Raw genomic sequence first — 22,496 nt, forward strand, 5'->3', positions numbered from 1 at the left:
GAATCCCGGACCTCGCCGGGGCGTTGCACCCGGGTATGCGCATCGACATCTGGTCCGACGTCATCTGTCCGTTCTGTTGGATCGGCAAACGGCACCTGGAGGCGGCGTTGGAGTCCTTCCGCGCCGAGCATCCCGACACCGAGGTCGAGGTCGCGTGGCGCGCGTACGAACTGGATCCGACGGCACCTCGCGTGACGGGCGACGAGCCGGGCGAGACCAGCGCCGAGATGCTCGCGCGCAAGTACGGGATGTCCCTAGCCGAGGCCGAGGCCGGTCAGGAGCAGATGGCTTCCCGCTTCCGCGAGTTGGGCCTGGAGTTCGACTGGCGGTCGGCGCGGGTCTGCTCGACGTTCGACGCACACCGGCTCGCCGCGCTGGCGGCCGAGCACGGGCGCGCCGACGAGGTCGACGAGGGACTGCGCCGCGCCCATTTCTCCGAGGGTCAGGTGATCTCGGACCCCGCCGTGCTGCGGCGGATCGGTGTCGACGCCGGCCTGCCCTCCGACGCGGTCGACCGGGTGCTGGCCGGTGACGATTTCTCCGACGAGGTCCGGCGCGACGTGGAGACCGCCCGCGGCCTCGGGGTCCGAGGGGTGCCGTTCTTCGTGTTCGACGGCCGGCTCGCGGTGAGCGGCGCGCAGCCTGTGGAGGTGTTCGCACAGGCACTGGAACGGGCTCTGGGATTCACCGTGGAGGCCGCGTCCGACGCCGGCTGACCCGTCGCCTCCGAGGGGCCCTGCACTCCGGGTGACCCGTCGCCTCCGAGGGGCCCTGCACTCCGGGTGACCCGTCGCCTCCGAGGGGCCCTGCACTCCGGGTGACCCGTCGCTACCGGGTGACCCCTGGGACGGCAGAAGCCCTCCCGTTCTCCGGGAGGGCTTCTGTGACAGTTGTGGTCCTAACTGGGTTCGAACCAGTGACCTCTCCGGTGTGAACGGAGCGCTCTTCCGCTGAGCTATAGGACCGCATGTCGCCGGGCTCTCTCGCTCGGCACCGGAACACTGTAGCAAGCCCCGGCCCGCCGCCCAATTCGGGGCCTGGATCCCCGCTCGCGCCCAGTTCCGGCCCGCCACCTCGCTCCCGCGTCGCGTCCGCCCCTACCCGGCCCCGCCCCGCTCAGGCCGCCGCCGTGAGTGCACCCGGCCGGCGAGTGGTCACAGACGACCGTAATTCACCAGGGCGGTCTCCGCGAACGCGTACGGATGTGACCACTCGGCGGTAAGTCCGCCCGGTGGCGGGCCAATTCGGCGCGCGGACCCCTGCTGCCCCGTCCGCCCTCTAGCGACGTCCCGCCGCCGTGCTCGGAGGCGCCGCGGGTGGAATTCGCCGAAGGGTTTGCCGGGCCCGCCGTGGGCCCGGCGTGTGGGAATGTCGGAAGCGGCTGCGGATAGCTGATTTCGGTCAACTGCGCAGTTCATCCCGCATTTCCGACCCCGGATTTGTGTTCCGCCGAACTCGTCGGCTAATGTTCATTCTCGCAACGCGGTGAGCAACAGCGAGCCGAGAAGCGATGCGGATGTGGCGCAGCTGGTAGCGCATCACCTTGCCAAGGTGAGGGTCGCGGGTTCGAATCCCGTCATCCGCTCGGAGGGATCGAGGAGCCAGGACGTCCTCACCAGGCTCGATACCTTTGCGGTGGAGTGGCCGAGTGGTGAGGCAGCGGCCTGCAAAGCCGTCAACACGGGTTCGATTCCCGTCTCCACCTCTACGTCCGGACTCGTCCGGGCGCAGAACCCGCGCGATTAGCTCAGCGGGAGAGCGCTTCCCTGACACGGAAGAGGTCACTGGTTCAATCCCAGTATCGCGCACCACAGAAACACCAGGTCAGGCCCCCTTTCGAGGGGGCCTGACTTCGTTGTGTGCCCATATCGTGCCCACCGCTTCCCCACCGTGCCCAGGACTCCGTGGGCACGGACGCGGCCGGCGTGCCCTTCAGATCCACGCCGCCGCCTGTCACATATGTGACACCGCCAGCGATAGACAGAGCATGAACACCCGCCCGTCCCTCCTGGCCCTCCTCCGCCGCGCTCATGCCCAGTTCCACGTCGGCCTGGGCACGATCTCGCCGGCCGACGCGGAGGAGATCCGCCGCCGCCAGGAGGCCCGCCGCCCTGGGGTCTGGTACGCCGGGCATGGCGTGGAGAGGCGGCGACCATGACCGGCCTGACCTACACCTTCACCGGCCCCGACCACCAGGTGGTCGCGGCCGTCGATGGCGTGGTGACGGTGAGGGTGTGGGACACCGCCACCCTGGTGGCCCTTTACGACGCCGCCGACACCGCCGTCCCTGTCACCGCCACGGGTCCATGGACAGGCGGTGAGGGCCTGGAGGATCCGACCTCCGCCTACTACGCGGCCCGCGCGGTGGTGCCGACGTGGACGTTCACCGGCGACGTCCCGGAGGTGCCGGAAGTGCCACCTTGGGACCCTCACGTCGTCTACGCGCCGCCTGCGTGACCTCGGGATACGCTCACACGACCCCCTGGCGTCGATTCTCCGGGCCTCTCGCCGCCTGGCTGGCCTGTCAGTCCACCGTGGTCCCGGGAGGACGGGAGCGTGGAGAGGGGCGGCGGGATCCACGGCGTAACAGGGTGCCGTCGGTGTCGGGTGATGCATTTGCATCACCCACGGAGTCCTCCACGGTCTTCCGCGCCGCCTCCTCCGTGTGCCGGACGGCCACCTTCGCCACGGTGCCGTCGAGATCCGCCGGTGTTGTTCGATTCTGAACACCCACGGACTCCTTCAGGGCCTTCTCCAGGGCCTCCTGGGGGTACTCCCGGGGCCTGGCGGCGGAGGCTTCGACGTAACAGGGCGTCGGCCCAGGGGTTGTCTTCGTCGTCCTCCTCCACTATCTCCGCGTCCACGACTTCGTCGTCGGGGTCTGGTGCATTTGCACCAGCCGCCCCGTCACGGACCACGGTGGCGTGGTTGACTCCCAGGGCGGCGGCCACTTCGCGGACGGTCAGTAGCCGTAGACGAACGGGTGGGGCGGCCTCATGGCGGCGGCCTCCGTGGCCAGGGTGCGGAGGTCGTGGTCCGTCACCACGACCTCCCCCGACTCCAGGGCACGGTCTCCGATCCTTGCCACCGCCCGGGCCACCGCCAGGTCGGGGTATTCCGACCGTGGGACCGGCCCGACGGCCTTCCGTAGTGCCGCCGCCGCCTCCCCGTAGGGCCAGGCCATGGGCGCGGTCATCCGACGACCTCCTCCACGTCGTCCACGACGGCCGGGGCGCGGTCGTCCACGACCTCCGGGCGCTGGCCGCGCTGGAGGCGGAGACGGAGGGAGAGGTGGCGGTGGCGGTCGAAGAAGTCCACCGCGATCTCCTCGGGCAGAAGGGCGGAGTCCACGACGGCCGGACGTCCACGGCGGAGGTCATGGACCGCCAGGGACACCTGGTTGGGTCCGGCCATCTCCGCGTAGCCCAGCATCTGGGCCACCGCCGGAGACTCCAGGAACTCGTCCACCAGGTCCGTGGCGGCGGCCCTGGAGGTGGTGTTCATGCGCGCCATGACCTACCTCGCCGCCTTCCCGGAGTATCTGCCAGACCACCGGGTGTTCGCGGCCTTCTGCGCCTTCCAGTCCTTGGTGGTGGGCGCGACCGCCTCCTGCACCGCGCGGATGATCTCGGCGGCCCACCTTTCGGCCTGGTGCTCCTGGAGTCTGGCCTCCGCCGCCAACTCCGTGACCCGGCGGGGTGACCCCCCGGAGGCGCGGGCCTTGGCGGCGTCCCTGTCGAGGTCAGCGGCCCTGTTGTAGGCCCGGGCTATAGACGCCAGGAGGTTCTCCTCCCGCTCGTCCAGGACGACGTCGGGGTCCAGCCCGGCGACGGTGGCGCGGATGGCGGCGACCGCGTCGGCCCCGCGCTTACGGCTTCCCATGGTGTGCTCCTGACGGTGGTTTGTGGGTTTCCTACAGAGGGTGTTTCGGTGAGGTCACGGCGGCGGAGGTGGTGTCACCGCCGCCGTGACCCCCCCGGGTCCTGGGAAAATGCGTGCTCGCAAAGTTTCTTGCAATGCCTAGCCGTACTGGGGAGACCCGGGGGGAAGGAACCCCGCCCTGGGTGCCCCTCCGGCCGCCGCGTAGTTGGACGGTGCGACTAGAGGGTTCCCACAACCGTGGTGGCCGGCGACGGTGGCGGAGCACCTTCTCACCACCGCCGCCGGTGCTCATGGACCACGACGACGACCCCGGGGGTGGCCGTGGTCGTCGTGGTGGTCATCGTCAGACCGTCAGGTCCAGGCGGACCGCCCCGGCAACCTCGTCAGCGACCACGTAGCCCAGGCCCTGGGTGGCGCGGATGAGGGTGACGTCGCGGGTGAACCCCGCATCCTGCGAGGTGTCGAACTTCGGCTGGCCGGTCAGCGCGGTGACGATCTTCGTCCGGTCGGTGACCCACGCGGTGCCGGCGGGAACGTGGCGCGACACCCGGAGAGCCAGGCCCGCGACCGTGACGGCCAGGTCCCCGGTCGCGGTCCCCGCCATGAGGTTGCGCATGGCGTCACCCTCCAGAAGTCCTTCATTGCTTCCGCTGGACTTCTTCAGGGTCTGGAGCGCGACGAGCGTGTCCACGTTGACGTGGAGGTCGGTTGCCACACCGCCTGCCGTGGCGATGACGCCCGCCGCCTCATAGACCGCGTCGAGGTTGGGGAAGGCCGTGGCCCCCACGGCGATCTCCGTGGGCGCGGTGATGGACGCGAGACCGCCCTGGGGGGCGGGCGCGGCCAGGAGGTTGTAAAACGCCCGGTCCGCCTGGTCCACGAAGGACCGACCCAGCGACCGCGTGGTCATCTGGATCAGGTCGATCTGCTGGGACATGATCGCCTCATTGGAGATCGGGACGATGCGCGCCAACTTGCCCGGGCGAACCTTCTTGGTCACCAGGTCCGGCGCGGCCTGCGCGATCTCCTGGCCCTCGGCAGTCCACACCGCGTCCACGTCGTCCGCGAGGATCGGGACGTCCACGTCGGCGTAGGTCGAGGTGACGACGGTCGAGGACTGGGCCGCGCGGCTGGTCTTCTTGACGTGCTCGATGAGGCCGGCGCGGAGTTGGACGAGGAAGGCGGGGGACAGACCGCCGTTGATGAACAGTGACTCAGCCATGATGGCGGGACTCCTTCAGGGTGAACGGGACCGCCGCCGGCCTGGTCATCAACCACGGAGGATCTGCCTCACGCGCGTCGAAGGGCGGCGGTGTTTCAGGTCCGCTCGGGAGTCATCCCGTCGGGGCGGGGTGTCTACCCCTGGGTTCGACGGTCGGCGTTTCGAGTCATCTAGTCGGCCGGTGTCGAGGAACCGGGGCGGCGGACGGGCATCTGCCCGCTACCCGCCGCCGCCGTTTCGCAACGACTGTCCCCGTCGAAAGGACACCTCTACTCTACCTCCGTAGAGGACCGCCGCGCTAGGCCACCGCCACGGCCGTAGAGGCCGGGTTGAGGAGGTCCGTGTCGCCCTTCTGGGCAGGTCGCCGGACGCGGCCAGCGGAGACACCGACACGTTGCGCCACCGGGGTGGCCTCTCTCCAGGCCGCGCACTCTGCCAGCACGACGCACCGGCGACAGACCTCCGCCGCCCTCCAGTGGCGGGCCTCCCTCTCCTCGGCCGTCTCCCCGGGGAGGTCGTCGTCCATGAGAGGCTGCCGGCCGGCACACGCGGCGAGACTGGCCCACTCCCCCGGCCACGGTGCGCTGGCCGGGTAGGTCGAGGCCGCCGCGCTCATCCTTCGTCCCCCAGGTCGGGGTGGAGGTTCCGGTGGCTGTCCGCTTCACGCTGGAGGTCGGCCAGGACGTCCGTGTCGCGGTCCCAGACCGCCCGTGAGACGGTCGCGCGGCCGTTCTCCGTGAGAACGTCCAGGGGTGGGTCTGCGAAGTCGTCAGCGGTCCACTCAGCGGCCATCGTCTTCTCCTTCGAGGGTGTAGGGCTGATCCAGCGGGATCACGCCCGCTTCGGTGGTGCGGACGCCGTCGAAGACCTCCGCCGACTTCGGGAAGTTCCAGCGCCACGCCTCCACGGCGTCCGAGTGGCCGGCGGCGAAGGCCAGGCACGCCTGGCCGAAGGACAGGATGCCGGTGGGTGCGTCTGGCCACGTCGAGTAGAGGCGGCGCGGACCGTCCTCGGCGGGGTCCGGAGGTGGCGGGGTGTAGCCGCCGCCCTCCGGCATCCGCGCGATCCACGGTGCGGGCAGGATCTCCCGGAGGCGGAGACGTCGCCGGCCGGTCATCGGCCGGCCTCCTCGGCGTCGTCGGTGAGGTACCGCGACAGATCCACCGGCTCCCAGTCCGACGCCCTCCGAACCACGACCGGGCGAGCCTCCGGGAGGAGGTCCAGGCGCGCCTGTAGACGCCGGCGGTGGTAGCCCTGGCGGTACCCCGGCACCGGCAGGATGGCCGCCGCCTGGTCCCATAGGGCCGGGTCTATCCCGTGCCCCCCGGCCGGGTCCGCTACCTGGAGGCGGTCGATCACCGCCCGCCGGATCTCCCCCGTGGTCTTGGAGTCGAACGCCCGGCCCGTGACCGCTACCAGCGCGGGCTTAAACAGTTCGGTCCAGGCGCACCCGCTGCACGCCTCCTGGATCTCCAGCCGGGGGATCGTGGTCTCCCAGACCTCCAGGGCCAGGTCCACGCGCTCCAGGCCGGGCCAGGTCTGCGCCGCCCGGCGTAGTGGGTTCGTCTTCGTGCTCATCGGTCGGCCCCCTCGGCGTCGTCGGCGGGCAGGAGTCGCCAGGTGTTGTACTCGTCGGACTCCTGTTCCATGAGTCCGTCCCACCTCTCCGGGTGGCCCTCCAGTCGAGTGGCCACGTCGATCTCCGCCAGACGGAGGTAGTGCCGCATGAGGTTGGCGTGGCGCTGGGCGTCCTCCAGGTCGTAGCCGCCGTGAGCCAGGACCAGAACGACGTCGTACCCGCCGCCCTCCCGGGGGATCACACGGACGGGGTTCTTCGCGTCCCAGGTAGCCCTCCGGGCCACGAAGTGGTCCGCCGTGCCCTCGGGCATGGTCCGCGCCGCCTTGTTCAGGGCGTCAGCCAGCCCGGCCAGAGGTGGGTAGGTGTCGGTGGTCGGGCGCGGGTACTGGACTCCGCCGGCCGTCTGTCGTGTCGTGCTCATGGTGTCGTGCTCCTCCGTGGTGGTGCTCCCCGCCGCCTTGCCGGGCGGGGCCTGGTTGGTTGTTGTGGGTGCGTGGAACACGGTCATGAGGAGGGGGGAGATCCGCCGCCGTGGGTTGTTCTAGGTGGCCCAGTCCGCCGCCGGCTTCGTGAGCACGGGACGGTTCTGGGCTTGATTCCTGCCTTCGGCCCTTCGTCCCGTCCCCCTTAAGGGGGGGACGGTCCGTCCGGAGGGGGTTGTGGACGGCGTCCGGACGGCCCACCGTCCACCCTCTGACCTGCGGATATAGGGCGGCGGGGACGGTGCCGGACGGTCCTGGGACGCACCGTCCACTACATACCTCCGGCGGACGGACACCGTCCACCCTCTGACCTGCGGTTTTGTCGATCTCGGCGGAGAGGACCGTCCGGGGACCGTCCACTACAGTCAGACACCCTCGGGAGGCGGCGGCGGAGGTGTTAGTCCTCATCGTCGTCATCGCCCTGGAGGCCGTCCTGGAGGTCGTCGGCGGTGTCGATGTGCTCCAGGAGGGTCCGCTCCTCCTCCGGTGTCGGGGGCGTCATCTCGTCGGCCCCGATCTCCTCCAGGGCGGCCTGGGTGAGGAGGAACCGGGTACCGCTGGCCCCGGTCTTCAGGTGGCCCTTGGCCTCCATGGTTGACCACTCCGCGTTAAACCGCTTCACCCAGTTGGCGGAGGTGATCTTTAGGTCCGGATCCCCCTGGAGGCTCCGCTTAATCTCCTCCTTCGTCCCGCCAGACGTGCCGTGCTGGAACGTGGACCAGATGATGTACGTGATCCGCTGGCGGATGGTGTGTCCAGCCTGGGATCCCAGGACCGGGGGCCTGGCCGGCCGCGCGAAGGGGTCCACCTTGCCGCCGGTGACCTTCCGGTCGGTGTCGGCCACCATCACCACGGAGTCCTTACAGATGTAAGGCGTGAACCCCAGGTCGGCGTGTTCGGCCGCGTTCTTCTGCTTCGGATTCTGGAGTTTGACCACGCCGCGTCCGCCGCCGGCGGAGACCAGGATCATCTCCGTGTCGATGGCCCCGTTCAGCGCGGACGCCCCACGGGGACGGTCGGTCCCGATGGTGACGTGGTGGATGAGGAGGATGCACGCCCCCACGGCCTGCTTCAGCCGGTCCAGGTTGCGCACCAGGACTCCCACCTCGGAGTTCGAGTTCTCTTCCATCCCGGCCGTGTAGCGGGCCTGGGTGTCCACGATGACGACCGTGAACCCCTCCTCCTTCACGTACGCGGCCAGCCCGTCGGGGTCGATGCCCTCTGGGTCGTGGAGTTCTAGGGGTAGGTCCAGCCACTCCACCGCCCCTTCCGGGACCGTGGTCCGCTGGTAGGACTCCCACGCCTCCACACGCTGGTTCAGCCCTGACAGGCCCTCACCAACCAGGTAGAGCACCCGGCCCTGCCGGACCTTATGGCCGTGCCACGGGGTCCCCGTGGCCACGCACAGGGCCATGTCCAGGGCCAGGAAGGTCTTCCCCCGCCCCGGCTCCGATGACAGGCGGGCCAGGTTGTCCAGAAACATCAGGCCGTCGATGACCGGCACCGGCGGCGGGATCTTCTTCAGGGCCGACCGGCCGATGGCGGACGCCTTGATCTTCTCCCTGGCGGCGTCCACCGCCTTCTGGCGTTCCCTGGCCCTGGCGGCCAGGGTGGCCTGGGAGATCAGGGGGTTAGGCTTCCCACTCTTGCGGGCGTTGCGTGCCAGGCTCATCGGAGACCACCGCCCACATTATGAGAGGGGCTTCCCAGAGTCTGGTCCGACACGGTATCTTCAGAGGTGGACCTGGGCGAGGTCTTCGGGGCCGCCTCCACGTGGTGGGGGCGGCTTTCGTTTGCGCTCATGCGTGGCCACCCCCCTGCCGGGCGGCGGGGACGGGGGTCAGGAGGGCGTCGAGGTCTTCGCGGTAGAAGCGGAGACGGCCGCGCGGACCGCCGAGTCGGTAGGCCGGGAGTCGGCCCTCCGAGACCTGCCGGCGAACGAACTTGTCGGACACACCGAGATATTCAGCGGCGGCGGGCAGGCCCATGGTGGGCATGGTGGACATGGCAACTCCAAGGGTGAGGTGGTCGGAGTTGCCGGGACGTCGAAGCCGCTGTTAACCGTTACCGTTGTCGTGAGGCTTGGCGGGCCGCTTGCTTTACCTGGGGGCTTCGTCGTCCACTCCGTGGTGGAACCGGGAGGTTGTTCCCGATACGTCCAACTACTACGCCGCAGGTCAGGCAGGGTGCAACGGCTACAGTGTCGTGGACGCGGCACCTACGCTGTAGCGGGTGTGTAACGGAACGCGCCCGTTGTCCCACGTCAGCGCGACGGCACTACCCCCGCCGGAATAGTGCCGCGCCGCCCACCCCAGTTGTCCACGCGCCCGGGCGTGTCACTCGTCCGCCAGCGCCGCCATCCGCTTGGCCAGGGCGGCATCCCGGCCGGCCGCCGCGTGCTGGTACCTCATGGCCATGGTCGGCGTGGAGTGCCCCAGGCGGGCCATGAGTTCTTTCGTGGTAGCCCCCGCTTGCGCCGCCATCGTGGCCCCCATGTGGCGGAGATCGTGGAGCCGGACCGGATCGGTGACCCCGGCCTTGGCCACGGCCCGCTGGAACGGCTCCCGGAGCCGCGTCGGGGTCACCCGGCCACCGGCGGCGGTGTCGAAGACCAGAGCGTCGGCCCCGGGGCCGGTGAAGGTCTCCAGGTGCGCCGCCAGAGCCTTGGCCGCCGGGGCCGGGAGGTGGACGTCCCGGACACCTTCGGCGGACTTCGGCGTCCCCACGATCTCCTCCCCGTCCACGCGGACGACGGCCCGGCGAACGCGGACCAGGGTCCCGCCGGCGGCCACGTCCTTCCGGCGCAACTCGGTGAGTTCTCCGAACCGCAGACCGCCCCACGCCGCCACCAGGACCGCCGCCCGGTACCGCTCCGGCATGGCGGCGGCGATAGCGGACAACTGGGCGGGCGTGAGTAGCGCCATCTCCCGGCCCTTCGGCGCGATCCCGGCCCCCTTCACCTGGCAGGGGTTCGCCGCCAGGTGTCCGTCGGTCACGGCATCGGACAGGACGGTCTTCAGGAGCGAGTAGGCGCGGGCGTTGGCCGTGGGCGTGTCGTGGGCCTTGCGGATCTCCGCCCACCACGTCCGGATCCGGGCCGGCGTCAGTTCAGCCACGGCCTCCTGGCCGATGTACGGAACGACGCGGGAGGCCCAGAAGCGCCGGTACTCGGCCAGGGTCTTGGGCCTCACGTCCCGCTGGTCCATCCACGCGGTCCCGTACGCCTCCACGGTGACCCTGGCGGCCTTCGCCTCCTCCGCCCGCTCCCGGTCCACCGGGGAGGTCCAGACCTCCAGTTCGATGAGGCGTTCCTCGGCGCGGAGCCAGCCGAAGGCGTCGCCCTTGGTCTGGAAGGTCCGGGGGCCGGTGTACCGCGCGAGATCCGGCCCCGTGTAGCGGGCTTGGTATCGGCCCGATGGTAGGCGGCGGACGCTACCGAACCGCGCCCGCTCCGTGTCCGTCTTGCGTGCCATGTCGTCCTCCTCGTCGTGCCCACCGCGTGCCCAAAGCGTGCCCAAAGGACGGGTAATCGGGGGGTATCTTCGTCCATCTTCGTCTACCTTCATGGACTGTATCGGTGCAGGTAGACGGGCTGTTACGCCTGGTCAGACATGGTGAGGACTCTACCCCGGGTCACTGGTTCAATCCCAGTATCGCGCACCACAGAACGCCCCGGCCCCGGCCGGGGCTTTCCGCGTTGATGCGCCGGCGGCGAGACGGCCTTCGGGGCCCGGCCGCGGACCACACCTGCCACCGGGCGAATCGCCGCCGTACCGGTACCGGACCGTTCCGCCTATGTGATGTGCGTCACTGACGATGGATCTATGACTGCCACGCCCCGACTCCACCATTCGACGACGGTCGGACGGGCTGACGTGGCGAGCATGCGCGGCCGCGTCGTCCACTTCCGTCACACCACCGGTGTCCTCGCCGACCTCCGAAGGACCGCTGCCGACTCATATGAGGTCATCCTCGTGCTCGGCGGTGGCGATGACATCGAGCGGTATGTCATCCGCGGGGTACGGGAGGACGAGAGCCTCCATCTGCACGCGTGAACGGTGCCCCTAGTCTGGGAGGGTGACCGCGCGACTCGACGAGGTTGTAGAGGCTGACCTCCGCCCCCTTCGGGAACTGGCCTCCCGTACGTTCCCGCTGGCGTGCCCGCCCGACCTCGATGCGGGGGTGATCGTGGCCTTCATCTCCGAGCATCTCAGTGAGGAGGCGTTCAGGGCATACATGGAGTCCTCGGACCATGAGGTGCTGGTATGCCGCGCAGACGGGGGCGCGATCGTGGGGTACGTACTGCTCGTAGAGGGCACCGCGATGGATCCCGACTGCGCATCGCAGGTCGTCCACCGCCCCACGACTGGCATCAGCAAGTTCTACGTCGATTCGGAACACCACGGGTCAGGGGTTGCGTCCCGGATGCTCGACGATCTGATGGCGAGGAGCCGGCAGTCGGGCGTGCGGAGCGTCTGGTTGGCCACGAATGTCGCGAACGCGCGAGCCCGGAGGTTCTACGTCAAGCACGGGTTCGAGCCCCGCGGGAACCGGATCTTCGACGTGGGCGGCGTCGCCAACACCGACGTCGTCTACGAGCTGCCCCTCTGAGTCCCGCGGCCGCGTCAGGGCGAACGCGGTCGTCGAGTCCGCCCCGGGTGTAGGCCGTCGTGGCGACGATCGGCTGCGCGGAGCGCCGGGGGCGCGGATGGGTGCGTCCGAGCGCGGGTCATCACAGCGTGGCAGGCCAACGCCACCTAACGGATTACGCGCCACCTAAGGGACCCCGCAGGCGTCGCGTTATCCGATAGGCGTCGCGTTATCCGATAGGCGGCGTGTAGGTCGATGGGCGTCGCGTCATCCGATAGGTGACGTCGCGGGTCGAGAACCCGGGCGGGTAGGGGTGAGTCGTCGGCACCGGCTGGACCGCGGCGCCGCGCTGGCGCGGCCGGAGGTCAGACCGGCCGCGGCGCTGCGGTCGGGAACTAGCCAGCTGCGGCCGGAGGTCAGCCGCCGACGGTCTCGAATCGGGACAGCGCCAGCAGGCGCGAGGTCGCCCGCAGGTACTTCTTCCTGTAGCCGCCGGCGACCATCTCCTCGGTGAAGATCGCGTCGAGCTTGTCGCCCGAATTCCGCACCGGGATGCCGGCGTCGTAGAGGCGGTCCGCGAGCACCACGAGCCGCAGCGCGATCGACTGGTCCGGCAGCGGCTTGACCCCGCTCAGGCAGACACGGTTCACACCGTCGACCAGGCGGTTGTACTTGGAGGGGTGCAGGGTCGACAGGTGCTGGCACAGCTCGCCGAAGTCGTCGAACGTCGCACCGTCGACCGCCTCGGCGTCAGCCCGCAGGTCCTCGTCGGTCATCGGGTTCGGGGCCGGCGGCAGGTTGCGGTGCCGGTAGTCCGGACCGTCCACCCGGATGGATTCGAAGATGCCCGACATCTTGCGGATCTCCCGCATGAAGTCCTTGGCCGCGAAGCGCCCCTCCCCCAGCTGCTCGGGCAGGGTGTTGGACGTGGCCGCCACACTGACACCGGCCGTCGTCAGCTCGGCGAGCAGGCGGGACACGAGCATGGTGTCGCCCGGGTCGTCGAGCTCGAACTCGTCGATGCACAGCACGGAGCGACCTGAGAGCTCCTCGACCGCCCTGTTGAAGCCGAGCGCACCCACCACATGCGTCAGCTCGACGAACGTGCCGAACGCCTTGGGCTCCGGGCAGTTGTGATAGATCGAGGTCAGCAGGTGGGTCTTGCCCACGCCGAACCCGCCGTCGAGGTAGATGCCGGTGCCCTGGACGGCCTTGGGGCGCCGGCCGAACAGGCCTTTCTTCGGCGCGCGCCGGGAATTGACCTCCTCCGCGAACTGCCGACACGCCTTGACCGCGGCGGCCTGCGAGGGCTGCGCCGGATCCGGGATGTAGGAGTCGAAGCTGACGTCGTCGAACATCGACGGCGGCACCATCTGGGCCACGAGCTGGTCGGCGGGGACCACCGGGGTGACGTCAACGAGGCGAGAGACCATGCGCAGAGCCTATCGTGGGGGCATTCGACGTCAGAACGGAAGGAGTCCGGGGTGCACACGACACGGCCGCCCGTGATCGACGAGGACCCCGCGGCCCTGGACACCCTCTGGGAGGCGCTGGAGCCGGAGCCCGATCTCGCCCTGCCCCGCATCCGGGCGGTGATGATCTCCACGGTCGACGGCAGCACGACCGTCGACGGCCGTAGCGGCGGGCTCGGCACCCCGACCGACAGACTCGTCTACGACGCCATGCGCGCCCGCGCCGACCTGGTGATGGTGGGCTCCGCCACGGCCCTGACCGAGGGATACGGCCCCGCCAGGATCGCCGAGGCATGGGCGGGCCGTCGCCCCGGCCCGCCGCCGGTGGTCCTGGTGTTCACCCGGAGCCTCCCCGACCGGCTGATCGACCACTGCGCGCCCCTCGGGGACGCCGTCCAGGTCGTCGCCGCACACGGCGTCCCCGGCGACCGCCTCGAGGCCGCTCGCCGACAGGGCGTGACCGTCCACGTGCTGGACCCCGGGCCGCTGCGCGCGGCGGTCCGATCGCTGGCCACCCACTTCGGGGCGTCCGAGGTGGCATTCGAGGGCGGCCCCGGACTCCTCGGCACCTTCCTCCGCGAGGGCGCGGTCGACGAGCTCGTGCTGTCCGTCGCGCCGCAGCTCGTCGTCGGCGGCGACCGCACACCGCTGGCCGGCGGCCCGGGCACCAGCAGGGTGCCGATGCGGATCGCCGCCGCGTTCACCTGCCCACGCGGCGGGCTCTACACGCGCTGGGTCGTCGACGGGGCGGCCGGGTGAGGCGCGGCGGAGACGATCCGGCTCCCCGGCGCCTCGAACAGATGACCCGCGGCGCAGACGATCCGGCCCCCCGGCGCCGCGGCCGGATGACGCGCGCGCTCGGTGCCGTCGTGGCCGCCGTCGCGGTGACTGCGGCCGCCTGCGCTCCCCTACCCGCCACGGGCCCGCGGCTGGCGACGGGCGACGGCCCGGGCCCCGACGCCGACGGTGACGGCGGCGGCCGGGAGTCAGCGGACCGCCCGGAGTGGCTCGCACCGCGCTCCGACCTCACCTGGACACCCTGCGCGGCGGACCGGGCCCGCGGGATGCCGGAGGAGGCCACCGTCGAGTGCTCGACGCTCGGGGACACGCCCGTCCTGCGCCTCACCGCTACGGGCACCCCGGACGACGCGGCGCCCCTCGTCGTCGTCGCCGGTCCCGAGACCTCACCCGACACCCTCACGGCGCGGCTCGCCTCCGCCGGCCCCGAACTCACCGACGCCCGGCCGCTCGTCGTCGTCGACCACCGGGGCCGGTCCGGCGCGGCCGGCGCGTGCCTGTCCTTCCCCGCCCGCCGCACCCTCGACGGACTGGCGGACCGCGGCACCGACCCCACCTCCCCCGAGGTGCGCGGCGCCCTCGCCGACACCGCACAGTCCTGCACCGACCAGCTCCAGGGGCGGGAACTGGACTTCGGCGCCGCGGGCGCCGCCGAGGACCTCGAACGGCTCCGGCAGCAATGGGGGGTGCCCGGGCTCGGCGTTCTGGGGATCGGCAACGGTGCCCGCACCGCCCTGGCCTACGCGAGCGCCCACCCCGGCCGCCTGTCGATACTGGTCGTCGACTCCCCCGCCCCCGCCGACGGCGACCAGGAGGCCGCCGCCCGCGCCGCCCTCGACGGCTCCGACTCCGCGCTCCGGCTCTGGGCCGCCTCGTGCACGCGGCCGGAGTGCGGACCCGGCGACGCCGATCAGAAGGTCGACGCGATCGCCCGGGCCCTCGACCGCGCCCGCGACCCCGGCGCGACCGTGCCCGCGGCGCTGCTGTCCGACGTCGTCCGCTCTGCGCTGGCCGACCTGTCCGGCGCCTCCGCCGGCGCCCCGTCCTCGGGCGACGTGATCCTCGGCGATCTCGTGAGCGCGGCGCCCGACGAGACCCCCGACAGCGTTCGCGATCGCGCCACCGAACTGTCCGGGACGTCCCTGCCGTACGTGGCCGGGTGCTCGGACCTGTCCCGCCGCGTGCCGGTGAACCGCGTCGACGAGCTGAGCTCCGAGTGGGCCGGGACCCCGCCGTTCGGGGAGATCCTCGCCGCGCAGCTGTCCGCGTGCTCCACCTGGCCCGTCCCCGGCCAGGTTCCGGTCAGCGTGCCCGCCGACGTGCCGGTCCTGCTGCTGGGCGGGATCGCCGACCCCGTCGCCGGTGCCGCGGCCGTCGAACCGGCCGCCGCCGCGCTCACCGCCGCCGGCGCCACCGAGGTCCGCACGCTCACCTGGGGCGCGCCCGGATCGCGCGTGGTCCTGCACTCCGGGTGCGCCCGAACCGCGGTGACCGGATTCCTCGCCGACCCCGGTACCGCTGAGGACTCCGCCGCCTGCCCGTCCTGACCGACCGGAGCGCCTCGCCCGACCCCGGAGGGCCAGGCGGTACCCTGCCTGACGTGCCGTTGCCCACCCGAAACACGATGACCGTGCCCCGCGTCCTTGCCCACGTGTTGTGGCCGTTGGCGATCATGACCGTCATCCACCGTGTCCTGATCCGGGCCGTCAACGGCTCGATCACCAACGATTTCGGCACGGTCTACGCCGCCACCAGGCGGTTCCTCGCCGGCGAGCCGGTGTACGCCGAGAACCTGCTGACCGTCCAGCCGCACTACCTCTACGCCCCCAGCGGGACGTTGATGCTGGCCCCGTTCGGGATGATCGACAACTACACGCTCGCCCGCTGGCTGTTCATCGGCCTCAACACCGCCGCGATCATCGCCGCGCTGTGGCTGCTGATGCGGCTGTTCGACCTGGACGTCCGGTCGTTCGCCGCCCCCGCGATCCTGCTGGCCGCGTTCTGCACGGAGGCCGTGACCAACACGCTGGTGTTCACCAACGTCAACGGCGTGATCTTCCTCTGCCAGGTCGCGTTCCTGTACCTCCTGCACCGCCGGCGCCTGTGGTGGGCCGGCGTGGCCATCGGCCTGTCGCTCGCGATCAAACCGATGCTGGCGCCTCTACTCGTGCTGCCGCTCATCCGCAGGCAGTGGCAACCGTTCGTCACGGCCGCCGCGATCCCCGCCGTGGCCATGGCCGCCGGCTGGGCGCTGACCGTCGACGCCCGCAGCTACCTCGACACCACACTGGCCTACATGGGCGAGGTGCGTGACTACTACAACAGCTCGCTCGCGGGGCTCGGTCTGTACTACGGGGTCCCGGAGCCGCTCATCCTGGTCGCGCGGATCCTCGTGGTGGCCGCGACGCTGCTGGCGGTGTGGCTGCTGCTCGAGTACCGCCACAACCACGAGGTGCTGTGGCTCGCCACCACCTCCGGCGTCGTCCTCACCGGTGTGTTCCTCGTCTCCACCCTCGGCCAGATGTACTACTCCATGATGCTCATCCCCATCATGCTCACGGTGGTGCTCGACAGGTCCCTGGTGCGCACCTGGCCGGCGTGGCTCGCCGCCTACGGGTTCTTCACACTCGACTTCTGGGAGTCGACACGCTGGCCGTACTACGGGCGGCTGCTCGAGTTCGCGCACCCGACCCTCGGCTGGCTGCTGCTGTTGGCCACCGTCCTGGTGGTGCTCCTGTGGCGCCGCTCGGACCCCAGCCGCCACGAGCGGATCGCACCGGCTGCCGCGGCGGCGTAACCTGCGGGCATGAGCAAGCCCACCGACAGCCACACCCCCCAGCCCGACTTCACCCTCGACGACGCCGAGTGGCGCCGCCGCCTCACCCCGGCGGAGTACCAGGTCCTGCGGCAGGCCGGGACCGAGCGGCCCTTCACGGGCGAGTACAACGACACCAAGACCGAGGGCGTCTACCGTTGCCGCGGCTGCGGTGCGGAGCTGTTCCGCAGCGACGCCAAGTTCGAGTCGAACTGCGGCTGGCCCTCGTTCTTCACTCCGCTGGCCGGCGACGCGGTCATCGAGCGCGAGGACACCTCGCTCGGCATGACCCGCACCGAGGTCATCTGCGCCAACTGCCACGGTCACCTGGGACACGTGTTCGCCGGCGAGGGCTACGGCACGCCCACCGACCTGCGATACTGCATCAATTCGGTGAGCCTGACGCTCGAGCCCGCCGAGGGCTGAGCGCGACACGCGCGAAAGGGGCCGACCGGATCAGTTCCGGCAGGCCCCTTTTCCGCGCTCTGTCGGGTGAGCGTGGACCCTACGGCAGGGACGCGGTGAGCTGCGCGGCCGTGACGCGCGGCCCGGTGAAGAACGGGATCTCCTCGCGCACGTGGCGACGGGCCTCGGTCGAGCGCATGATCCGCATGAGATCGACGATGCGGTCGAGCTGCGGCGCCTCGAAGGCGAGGATCCACTCGTAGTCACCCAGCGAGAACGCGGGCACGGTGTTCGCGCGGACGTCCGGATACTCGCGGGCGGCGCGACCGTGCTCGGCGAGGATCTGGCGACGCTCTTCGTCGGGCAGCAGGTACCACTCGTAGGACCGCACGAACGGGTACACGGAGATGTACGCTCCCGGTTCCTCCTCGGCGAGGAACGCGGGGATGTGGCTCTTGTTGAATTCGGCGGGCCGGTGCAGGGCGGTGTTGGACCAGAACGCCGTGCTGGCCCGGCCGAGCAGGGTGGTGCGTCGGAAGTCGTTGTAGAACCGCTGCAGGTCCTCGATGTGCTCGGCGTGGGTCCAGAACATGAAGTCGGCCTCGGCGCGCAGGCCGGAGACGTCGTACAGTCCGCGCACCACGACGTCCGTGCCCTCGTAGCGGGCGAGGAAGGTCTCGAGATCCGCGGCGACCGCGTCCCGGTCGTCTCCGAGCTGCCCGGGCGTCACGGTGAAGACCGAGAACATGAGGTAGCGCAGGGTGGAGTTGAGCTTCTTGTAGTCGAGGCGTGCCATGGCTCAATCCTGCCACTTCGCGGCCAGCCGACGGGCCGCGGCCCGTGCCGACCCGATACAGGCGGGTACCCCTACGCCCTCGGTCGCCCCGCCGACGAGCTCCACGCCGGGTAGCCGCTCGGCCAGCTCGGCCCGTACCCCGGCGATCCGGGCGTCGTGACCGGGGCCGATCTCGGCGAGTGCGTCCGTCCAGCGGCGCACCCGCGAGTGCAGGATCGTCGGCACCGAGCCGCACAGTCCCCCCAGCGCGGACCCGGCCATCCGGGTGAGGGCGGCGTCGTCGGAGGCGAGCACCTCGTCGTCGTCGAGTCGCCCGAACGACACCCGCACCAGGTGACCGGGGCGGGTGTCGAGGTGGGGCCACTTGTGGCTCGTGAAGGTCATGGCCTTGAACGGCACCGGTTCGTCGGTTGCGACGAGGATTCCGGACCGCTCGGGGAGGTTCGTCGAGCGGTCGACCTCGAGCGCGACGACGGCCGAGGAGGCCGTGCGGATCCCGGACAGCGCCTGTTCCCCGGCGTCGAGGCCGCCGGCGGCGGTGAGAAGCGGCGCGGCGTGGCGAACAGGGACGGCGACGACGACGAGGTCCGCGTTCTCGGTCCACGACCTGCGGTCGCCGGCGACCGCCAGCGTGTATCCGTTGCCCTCGCGACGCAGGGAGGTGCACCTCGCGCCCGTGCGGATCAGGGCGCCGGAGGCGGCGGCGAGTGCGTCGACGAGGACGCGATAGCCGCCGTCGAGAGTGGCGAACACCGGGCCGGGCGTGCGGGTGCCGGTGAGCTGGCGGGCGGCGGCGGTGAGGCTGGGTGCGCCGCGATCGAGCGCCTCGGCGAGCCCGGGCACGACCTGGCGCAGGCCGAGCCCGCTGCTGGGGGCGGCGTACACCCCGCCGAGCATGGGATCGACGAGCCGGGCGACGACCGCGGGGCCGAACCGCTCGGCGACCAGGGCGCCCAGGGACACGTCCGAGCCAGGCTCCCACGCGAGCGGCAGATCCGCCTCGCGCGCGGCGACTTCCCGCTCGGCGGGGCCGAGCACCTCCGACAGGGCGTCGACGTCCGACGGCAGACCCATGAGGGTCCCGCGCGGCATGGGGACCGCGCGCCCGCCGGTGAGGATGGCCGGCCCGAGCGGGCCCGGGTGGCGCAGCGAGTCGGTGAGGCCGAGTTCGACGACGAGCTGTGAGGCCTCGGGGCGGCGGGCGATGAACGCCTCCGCACCGAGCTCCATGGGCCCCGACGGGAAGTCGACCGTGTGCAGCGCTCCCCCGGGTGACGCCGACGCCTCGAGGACGGTCACGTGGGCGTCGGGGAGCTCCAGGGAAAGCTGGTAGGCGGCCGTCAGTCCGCTGAGGCCGCCCCCCACCACGACGACCCGCGGCGACGTCTCCGTCACTTGCCGGAGAGTTCGTGGACGAGCTCCACCACGTGGGTCACGGCACCCGCGTCGGTCGCGGGCAGGACCCCGTGGCCGAGGTTGAACACGTGCCCGGCGGCGCCGGCCTCGCGGGCGCGGCGCCCCTCCTCGAGGACGCGTCGGACTTCGCAGTCCAGGGCCGAGCGGTCGGCGAAGAGCATCGCCGGGTCGAGGTTGCCCTGCAGGACCTTGCCGGGCACCCGGGTGGCGGCGTCGTCGAGCGGGATGCGCCAGTCCACGCCCACCACCTCTGGGCCGGCTTCACTCATGGCGCCGAGCAGCTCGCCGGTGCCCACGCCGAAGTGCGTGCGCGGTACCGAGGAGATGACCTCGTCGGAGAAGATGCGCGTGGAATGCGGCAGGACCAGGGAGCGGTAGTCCCGCTCGGTCAGCGCCCCGGCCCACGAGTCGAAGAGCTGGATCGCGTCGACGCCCGCCCCGATCTGCGCGCGGAGGAACACGGTCGTGAGGTCGGCGAGCTTGCCCATCAGCGCGTTCCACACCTCGGGGCGGGAGTACATGAGCGACTTGGTGTGCTCGTGGTTGCGGCTGGGGCCGCCCTCGATGAGATAGGAGGCCAGGGTGAAGGGCGCGCCCGCGAAGCCAATGAGGGCCACGGCCGGGTCGAGCTCCGCGGTGATGAGCCGGACCGCCTCCTCGATGGCCTCCAGTCGGTCCGGGGTGAGCTCGGGCAGCGCGGCCACGTCGGACTCGTCGCGGATCGGCTCGGCAACCACGGGACCGGTCCCCGGGACGATGTCGATGTCCACGCCGGCCGCGGCCAGGGGGATGACGATGTCGGAGAAGAAGATCGCCGCGTCCACGCCGTGACGGCGCACCGGCTGCAGCGTGATCTCGCAGGTCATCTCCGGGTCGAAGCACGCCTCGAGCATGGTCGAGCCGCCCCGGACCTCCTTGTACTCGGGCAGGGACCGTCCCGCCTGGCGCATGAACCACACCGGCGTGTGCGACCCGCCCCTGCCCGTCACCTCGTCGAGGTAGGGGCCAGTCCCGGCGCGACGGCCCGGGGCCACGGCCACCCGCTCGGTGGTTCCGGCGCCAGGGGCGCCGCCGGGAAGGGGGGACGAGGACGCATCAGAGTTCAACACGCCTCCATCGTCCCATGAAGTGACCGCCGGGGCCGGTCTGCCCACCCGGCCAGGTGACGGCGCGCCTCTTCCACGCCCGTGGCGGTGGTCGCTAGCGTGTCGACCTGTGAGTACATCGGTCAATGACGGCGAGCCCGAGGTCTTCCGGGCGGCGGTCGAGTCGCTGTCGCGGCTCGAGGTCCGCCCCGAGATCTCGGTCGGCCCGATCCGCCCGCCGCAGCGACTGGCGCCCTATAGTCACGCCCTCGGTGTGGAGATCCTCCCGCCCCGGGGCGACGACGTGCCGGAATTCTCCGACGGCGACGCGTTCGGCCGGCTCATCCTGCTGCACGACCCGTCAGGCGACGACGCGTGGAACGGCACCCTGCGGTTGGTCGCGTACATCCAGGCGGACATGGAGGCCTCGTTGGCGGGTGATCCGCTCCTGCCGCAGGTGGCGTGGAGCTGGCTGACCGAGGCGCTCGACGAGGAGGCCGGACCGTACACGGCCCTCGGCGGGACCGTCACCAGCACGGCCTCCGTCCGCTACGGCGACATCGCCGGCCCCCCGCAGGCCCATCAGCTGGAGCTGCGCGCGTCGTGGACGGCCCTCGAGCCGGACCTCACCGGCCACGCGTCGGCGTTCTGCAAGACCCTGGCGCAGGCCGCCGGCCTGCCGCCCGTCGGGGTCACGTCCCTGCACGGACGGGCGTGAGCGGGCGCCGCCGCGGCGAGACCCCGCCCGGGGCGGCGCCTCCCCCTGCCGAGTACGAGTTCATCGACGACCTCTCCGGGATCGGTGCGGTCGTCGACGCCCTGGACGCGTCGTCCGAGCCGATCGCGGTGGACGTCGAACGCGCCTCCGGGATCCGCTACTCCGAGCGCGCGTTCCTCCTCCAGCTCCGCGTCCCCGGCGAGCCCGCCCTGCTCGTGGACCCGGAGACCCCGGGCCGGACCGTCGGACCGCTCGCCACCGTCCTCTCGGAGCGGCCGCTGCTGTTCCACGCCGCGAGCCAGGACCTGCCGTCCCTCCGCGAGCTCGGCATCCATCCCACGTCGCTGGTGGACACCGAGCTCGCCGGCCGGTTCCTCGGGATCGAGAGGGTCAACCTCGCCGCCATGATCTCCGAGCACCTCGGGATCGGGCTGGCCAAGGCGCACTCGGCCGCGGACTGGTCCCGCCGGCCGCTGCCCGCCGCGTGGCTCGACTACGCGGCCTACGACGTGCTGTTCCTCCACGAACTGGCGGACGAGGTGCTGCCCCGACTCGACGCCCTGGGCCGCCGTGAGTGGTTCGAGGCGGAGTGTCGGCACCTCGTCGACTCGGTCCCGGCCCCGGCCGCCGCCGACCCCTGGCGACGTCTGACGCGCCTGTCGAGTCTGCGCGACGCCCGCCAGCTGGCCCGCGCGCGGGAGCTGTGGATGGCCCGCGACCGCGTGGCCGCCGAGCGGGACATCGCCCCCAAGCGACTGCTGGCCGACGCCGCCGTCATCGAGGCCGCACGGGTAGGCCCGACCAGCCGGTCCGCGCTACTGGCGATCGACGGTTTCGACGGCCCGCAACGCAGACGCCTGGTCGGCGAATGGCTGGCCGCACTGGAATGGGCCGACGGGCTCGGCCGCGAGGACCTGCCGACACGTCAGGGGCCGCCCGCCGAGCATCCCCCGCACGCGTCCTGGAAGCGCAACGAGCCAGAGGCCGCCGCGCTCCTGGACGTCGCGCGGGAGGCGATCGCCGCTCTCGCCGACGACCTGGGCATCGACCAGGGGCTGCTCCTCAAGCCTTCGACACTGCGGCTGTGGGTCTGGCGTGCGGCAACCACCACTCCCGCCGACGACGCCGAACTGCTCCATGAGGTTCTGCGTGAGGAAGAAGCACGCGAGTGGCAGATCGAGTTGACGACCGGCCCCCTGCTCGAGGCGGTGCGCCGGTTCCGGGCGGTGAGCTGAC

At 71.3% G+C, this 22,496-nt stretch carries 26 protein-coding genes and 4 tRNA genes; 14 read left to right on the top strand and 16 right to left on the bottom strand.

Features of this window, described 5'->3' with window-relative positions:
* Window positions 1–35: 35 nt before the first annotated feature.
* Window positions 36–716, top strand: coding sequence for a DsbA family oxidoreductase (locus tag C3V38_RS14420; protein ID WP_254426006.1), 681 nt, complete (start codon window positions 36–38; stop codon window positions 714–716).
* Window positions 717–893: 177 nt separating this feature from the next.
* On the opposite strand, the gene C3V38_RS14425 is transcribed toward C3V38_RS14420, so the two are convergent.
* Window positions 894–965, bottom strand: a tRNA-Val gene (locus C3V38_RS14425).
* 547 nt (window positions 966–1,512) lie between these two features.
* Here C3V38_RS14425 and C3V38_RS14430 point away from each other — a divergent pair.
* The 5 genes from C3V38_RS14430 (at window position 1,513) to C3V38_RS14445 (ending at window position 2,457) form a co-directional block, all read left to right on the top strand.
* Window positions 1,513–1,585, top strand: a tRNA-Gly gene (locus C3V38_RS14430).
* Between the two features lie 49 nt (window positions 1,586–1,634).
* Window positions 1,635–1,705: transfer RNA gene (locus C3V38_RS14435), tRNA-Cys, on the top strand.
* 31 nt (window positions 1,706–1,736) lie between these two features.
* Window positions 1,737–1,811: transfer RNA gene (locus C3V38_RS14440), tRNA-Val, on the top strand.
* 176 nt (window positions 1,812–1,987) lie between these two features.
* Entirely contained in the window at window positions 1,988–2,158 is a 171-nt protein-coding gene (locus C3V38_RS17655) for a hypothetical protein (protein ID WP_165001125.1), read from the top strand.
* The gene (locus tag C3V38_RS14445; RefSeq protein WP_106386120.1) at window positions 2,155–2,457 is read left to right on the top strand and encodes a hypothetical protein; all 303 of its coding nucleotides are present in this window, start codon (window positions 2,155–2,157) and stop codon (window positions 2,455–2,457) included. Before C3V38_RS17655 ends, C3V38_RS14445 begins: the two co-directional genes overlap by 4 nt.
* A 505-nt stretch (window positions 2,458–2,962) precedes the next feature.
* On the opposite strand, the gene C3V38_RS14450 is transcribed toward C3V38_RS14445, so the two are convergent.
* The 11 genes from C3V38_RS14450 to xerC form a co-directional block, all read right to left on the bottom strand.
* A complete protein-coding gene (locus C3V38_RS14450; RefSeq protein ID WP_106386121.1) occupies window positions 2,963–3,196 on the bottom strand; it encodes a hypothetical protein in 234 nt (77 codons plus the stop codon).
* Window positions 3,193–3,504, bottom strand: coding sequence for a hypothetical protein (locus C3V38_RS14455; protein WP_106386122.1), 312 nt, complete (start codon window positions 3,502–3,504; stop codon window positions 3,193–3,195). The genes C3V38_RS14450 and C3V38_RS14455 overlap by 4 nt, the downstream gene beginning before the upstream one ends.
* Window positions 3,505–3,516: 12 nt before the next feature.
* Window positions 3,517–3,882: a hypothetical protein gene (locus tag C3V38_RS14460; protein WP_106386123.1), complete on the bottom strand. Its 366-nt coding sequence runs from the start codon at window positions 3,880–3,882 to the stop codon at window positions 3,517–3,519.
* Between the two features lie 343 nt (window positions 3,883–4,225).
* Complete coding sequence (locus tag C3V38_RS14465) at window positions 4,226–5,104, bottom strand: phage major capsid protein (protein ID WP_106386124.1); 879 nt, start codon at window positions 5,102–5,104, stop codon at window positions 4,226–4,228.
* A 612-nt stretch (window positions 5,105–5,716) separates the two neighbouring features.
* The gene (locus C3V38_RS14475; RefSeq protein WP_106386126.1) at window positions 5,717–5,896 is read right to left on the bottom strand and encodes a hypothetical protein; all 180 of its coding nucleotides are present in this window, start codon (window positions 5,894–5,896) and stop codon (window positions 5,717–5,719) included.
* Window positions 5,886–6,221 carry a hypothetical protein gene (locus C3V38_RS14480; RefSeq protein ID WP_106386127.1) on the bottom strand — a complete coding sequence of 112 codons (336 nt, stop codon included), beginning with the start codon at window positions 6,219–6,221 and terminating at the stop codon, window positions 5,886–5,888. Before C3V38_RS14480 ends, C3V38_RS14475 begins: the two co-directional genes overlap by 11 nt.
* A complete protein-coding gene (locus C3V38_RS14485) occupies window positions 6,218–6,682 on the bottom strand; it encodes a hypothetical protein (protein WP_106386128.1) in 465 nt (154 codons plus the stop codon). The genes C3V38_RS14480 and C3V38_RS14485 overlap by 4 nt, the downstream gene beginning before the upstream one ends.
* Entirely contained in the window at window positions 6,679–7,104 is a 426-nt protein-coding gene (locus tag C3V38_RS14490; RefSeq protein WP_129591198.1) for a hypothetical protein, read from the bottom strand. Before C3V38_RS14490 ends, C3V38_RS14485 begins: the two co-directional genes overlap by 4 nt.
* 458 nt (window positions 7,105–7,562) lie before the next feature.
* Window positions 7,563–8,837 carry an AAA family ATPase gene (locus tag C3V38_RS14495; protein WP_106386130.1) on the bottom strand — a complete coding sequence of 425 codons (1,275 nt, stop codon included), beginning with the start codon at window positions 8,835–8,837 and terminating at the stop codon, window positions 7,563–7,565.
* Window positions 8,838–8,964: 127 nt separating this feature from the next.
* Window positions 8,965–9,171, bottom strand: coding sequence for a helix-turn-helix domain-containing protein (locus tag C3V38_RS14500; protein WP_254426007.1), 207 nt, complete (start codon window positions 9,169–9,171; stop codon window positions 8,965–8,967).
* A 330-nt stretch (window positions 9,172–9,501) separates the two neighbouring features.
* A complete protein-coding gene (gene xerC / locus C3V38_RS14505) occupies window positions 9,502–10,638 on the bottom strand; it encodes a tyrosine recombinase XerC (RefSeq protein ID WP_106386131.1) in 1,137 nt (378 codons plus the stop codon).
* 351 nt (window positions 10,639–10,989) lie between these two features.
* Here xerC and C3V38_RS17405 point away from each other — a divergent pair, with 351 nt between their 5' ends.
* Both C3V38_RS17405 and C3V38_RS14510 read left to right on the top strand, forming a co-directional pair.
* Window positions 10,990–11,220: a hypothetical protein gene (locus C3V38_RS17405; RefSeq protein WP_129591199.1), complete on the top strand. Its 231-nt coding sequence runs from the start codon at window positions 10,990–10,992 to the stop codon at window positions 11,218–11,220.
* A 22-nt stretch (window positions 11,221–11,242) separates the two neighbouring features.
* A complete protein-coding gene (locus tag C3V38_RS14510) occupies window positions 11,243–11,776 on the top strand; it encodes a GNAT family N-acetyltransferase (RefSeq protein ID WP_106386132.1) in 534 nt (177 codons plus the stop codon).
* Between the two features lie 395 nt (window positions 11,777–12,171).
* Here C3V38_RS14510 and zapE read toward each other — a convergent pair whose 3' ends face one another.
* Window positions 12,172–13,188, bottom strand: coding sequence for a cell division protein ZapE (zapE, locus tag C3V38_RS14515; protein WP_106386133.1), 1,017 nt, complete (start codon window positions 13,186–13,188; stop codon window positions 12,172–12,174).
* 51 nt (window positions 13,189–13,239) lie between these two features.
* Between zapE and C3V38_RS14520 the strand changes: the two genes are divergently transcribed.
* From C3V38_RS14520 to msrB, 4 genes are read left to right on the top strand one after another with little or no spacing between them, the layout of a single operon-like run.
* Complete coding sequence (locus C3V38_RS14520; protein ID WP_106386134.1) at window positions 13,240–13,986, top strand: dihydrofolate reductase family protein; 747 nt, start codon at window positions 13,240–13,242, stop codon at window positions 13,984–13,986.
* A gap of 41 nt (window positions 13,987–14,027) precedes the next feature.
* Complete coding sequence (locus tag C3V38_RS14525) at window positions 14,028–15,572, top strand: alpha/beta fold hydrolase (protein WP_254426008.1); 1,545 nt, start codon at window positions 14,028–14,030, stop codon at window positions 15,570–15,572.
* A gap of 53 nt (window positions 15,573–15,625) precedes the next feature.
* On the top strand, window positions 15,626–16,822 hold the full coding sequence (locus C3V38_RS14530) for a glycosyltransferase family 87 protein (RefSeq protein ID WP_232303085.1): 1,197 nt from the start codon (window positions 15,626–15,628) through the stop codon (window positions 16,820–16,822).
* Window positions 16,823–16,831: 9 nt separating this feature from the next.
* A complete protein-coding gene (gene msrB, locus C3V38_RS14535; RefSeq protein WP_061227702.1) occupies window positions 16,832–17,266 on the top strand; it encodes a peptide-methionine (R)-S-oxide reductase MsrB in 435 nt (144 codons plus the stop codon).
* A gap of 79 nt (window positions 17,267–17,345) precedes the next feature.
* Here msrB and hemQ read toward each other — a convergent pair whose 3' ends face one another.
* The 3 genes from hemQ to hemE are packed head-to-tail and all read right to left on the bottom strand — an operon-like array spanning window position 17,346 to window position 20,566.
* Window positions 17,346–18,041 (bottom strand): hydrogen peroxide-dependent heme synthase, encoded by a 696-nt coding sequence (gene hemQ / locus C3V38_RS14540; protein ID WP_061915572.1) that lies wholly within the window; start codon window positions 18,039–18,041, stop codon window positions 17,346–17,348.
* A 3-nt stretch (window positions 18,042–18,044) separates the two neighbouring features.
* The gene (hemG, locus tag C3V38_RS14545) at window positions 18,045–19,436 is read right to left on the bottom strand and encodes a protoporphyrinogen oxidase (RefSeq protein WP_106386135.1); all 1,392 of its coding nucleotides are present in this window, start codon (window positions 19,434–19,436) and stop codon (window positions 18,045–18,047) included.
* A complete protein-coding gene (gene hemE / locus C3V38_RS14550) occupies window positions 19,433–20,566 on the bottom strand; it encodes a uroporphyrinogen decarboxylase (RefSeq protein ID WP_106386136.1) in 1,134 nt (377 codons plus the stop codon). Before hemE ends, hemG begins: the two co-directional genes overlap by 4 nt.
* Window positions 20,567–20,672: 106 nt before the next feature.
* Here hemE and C3V38_RS14555 point away from each other — a divergent pair, with 106 nt between their 5' ends.
* Together C3V38_RS14555 and C3V38_RS14560 are read left to right on the top strand one after the other, a co-directional pair.
* The gene (locus C3V38_RS14555) at window positions 20,673–21,260 is read left to right on the top strand and encodes a DUF3000 domain-containing protein (protein WP_007627671.1); all 588 of its coding nucleotides are present in this window, start codon (window positions 20,673–20,675) and stop codon (window positions 21,258–21,260) included.
* Complete coding sequence (locus C3V38_RS14560) at window positions 21,257–22,495, top strand: HRDC domain-containing protein (protein ID WP_106386137.1); 1,239 nt, start codon at window positions 21,257–21,259, stop codon at window positions 22,493–22,495. Before C3V38_RS14555 ends, C3V38_RS14560 begins: the two co-directional genes overlap by 4 nt.
* Window position 22,496: the final 1 nt, after the last annotated feature.

It is taken from the genome of Dietzia sp. oral taxon 368, from assembly GCF_002999155.1.
Classification (GTDB): Bacteria; Actinomycetota; Actinomycetes; order Mycobacteriales; family Mycobacteriaceae; genus Dietzia; species Dietzia cinnamea.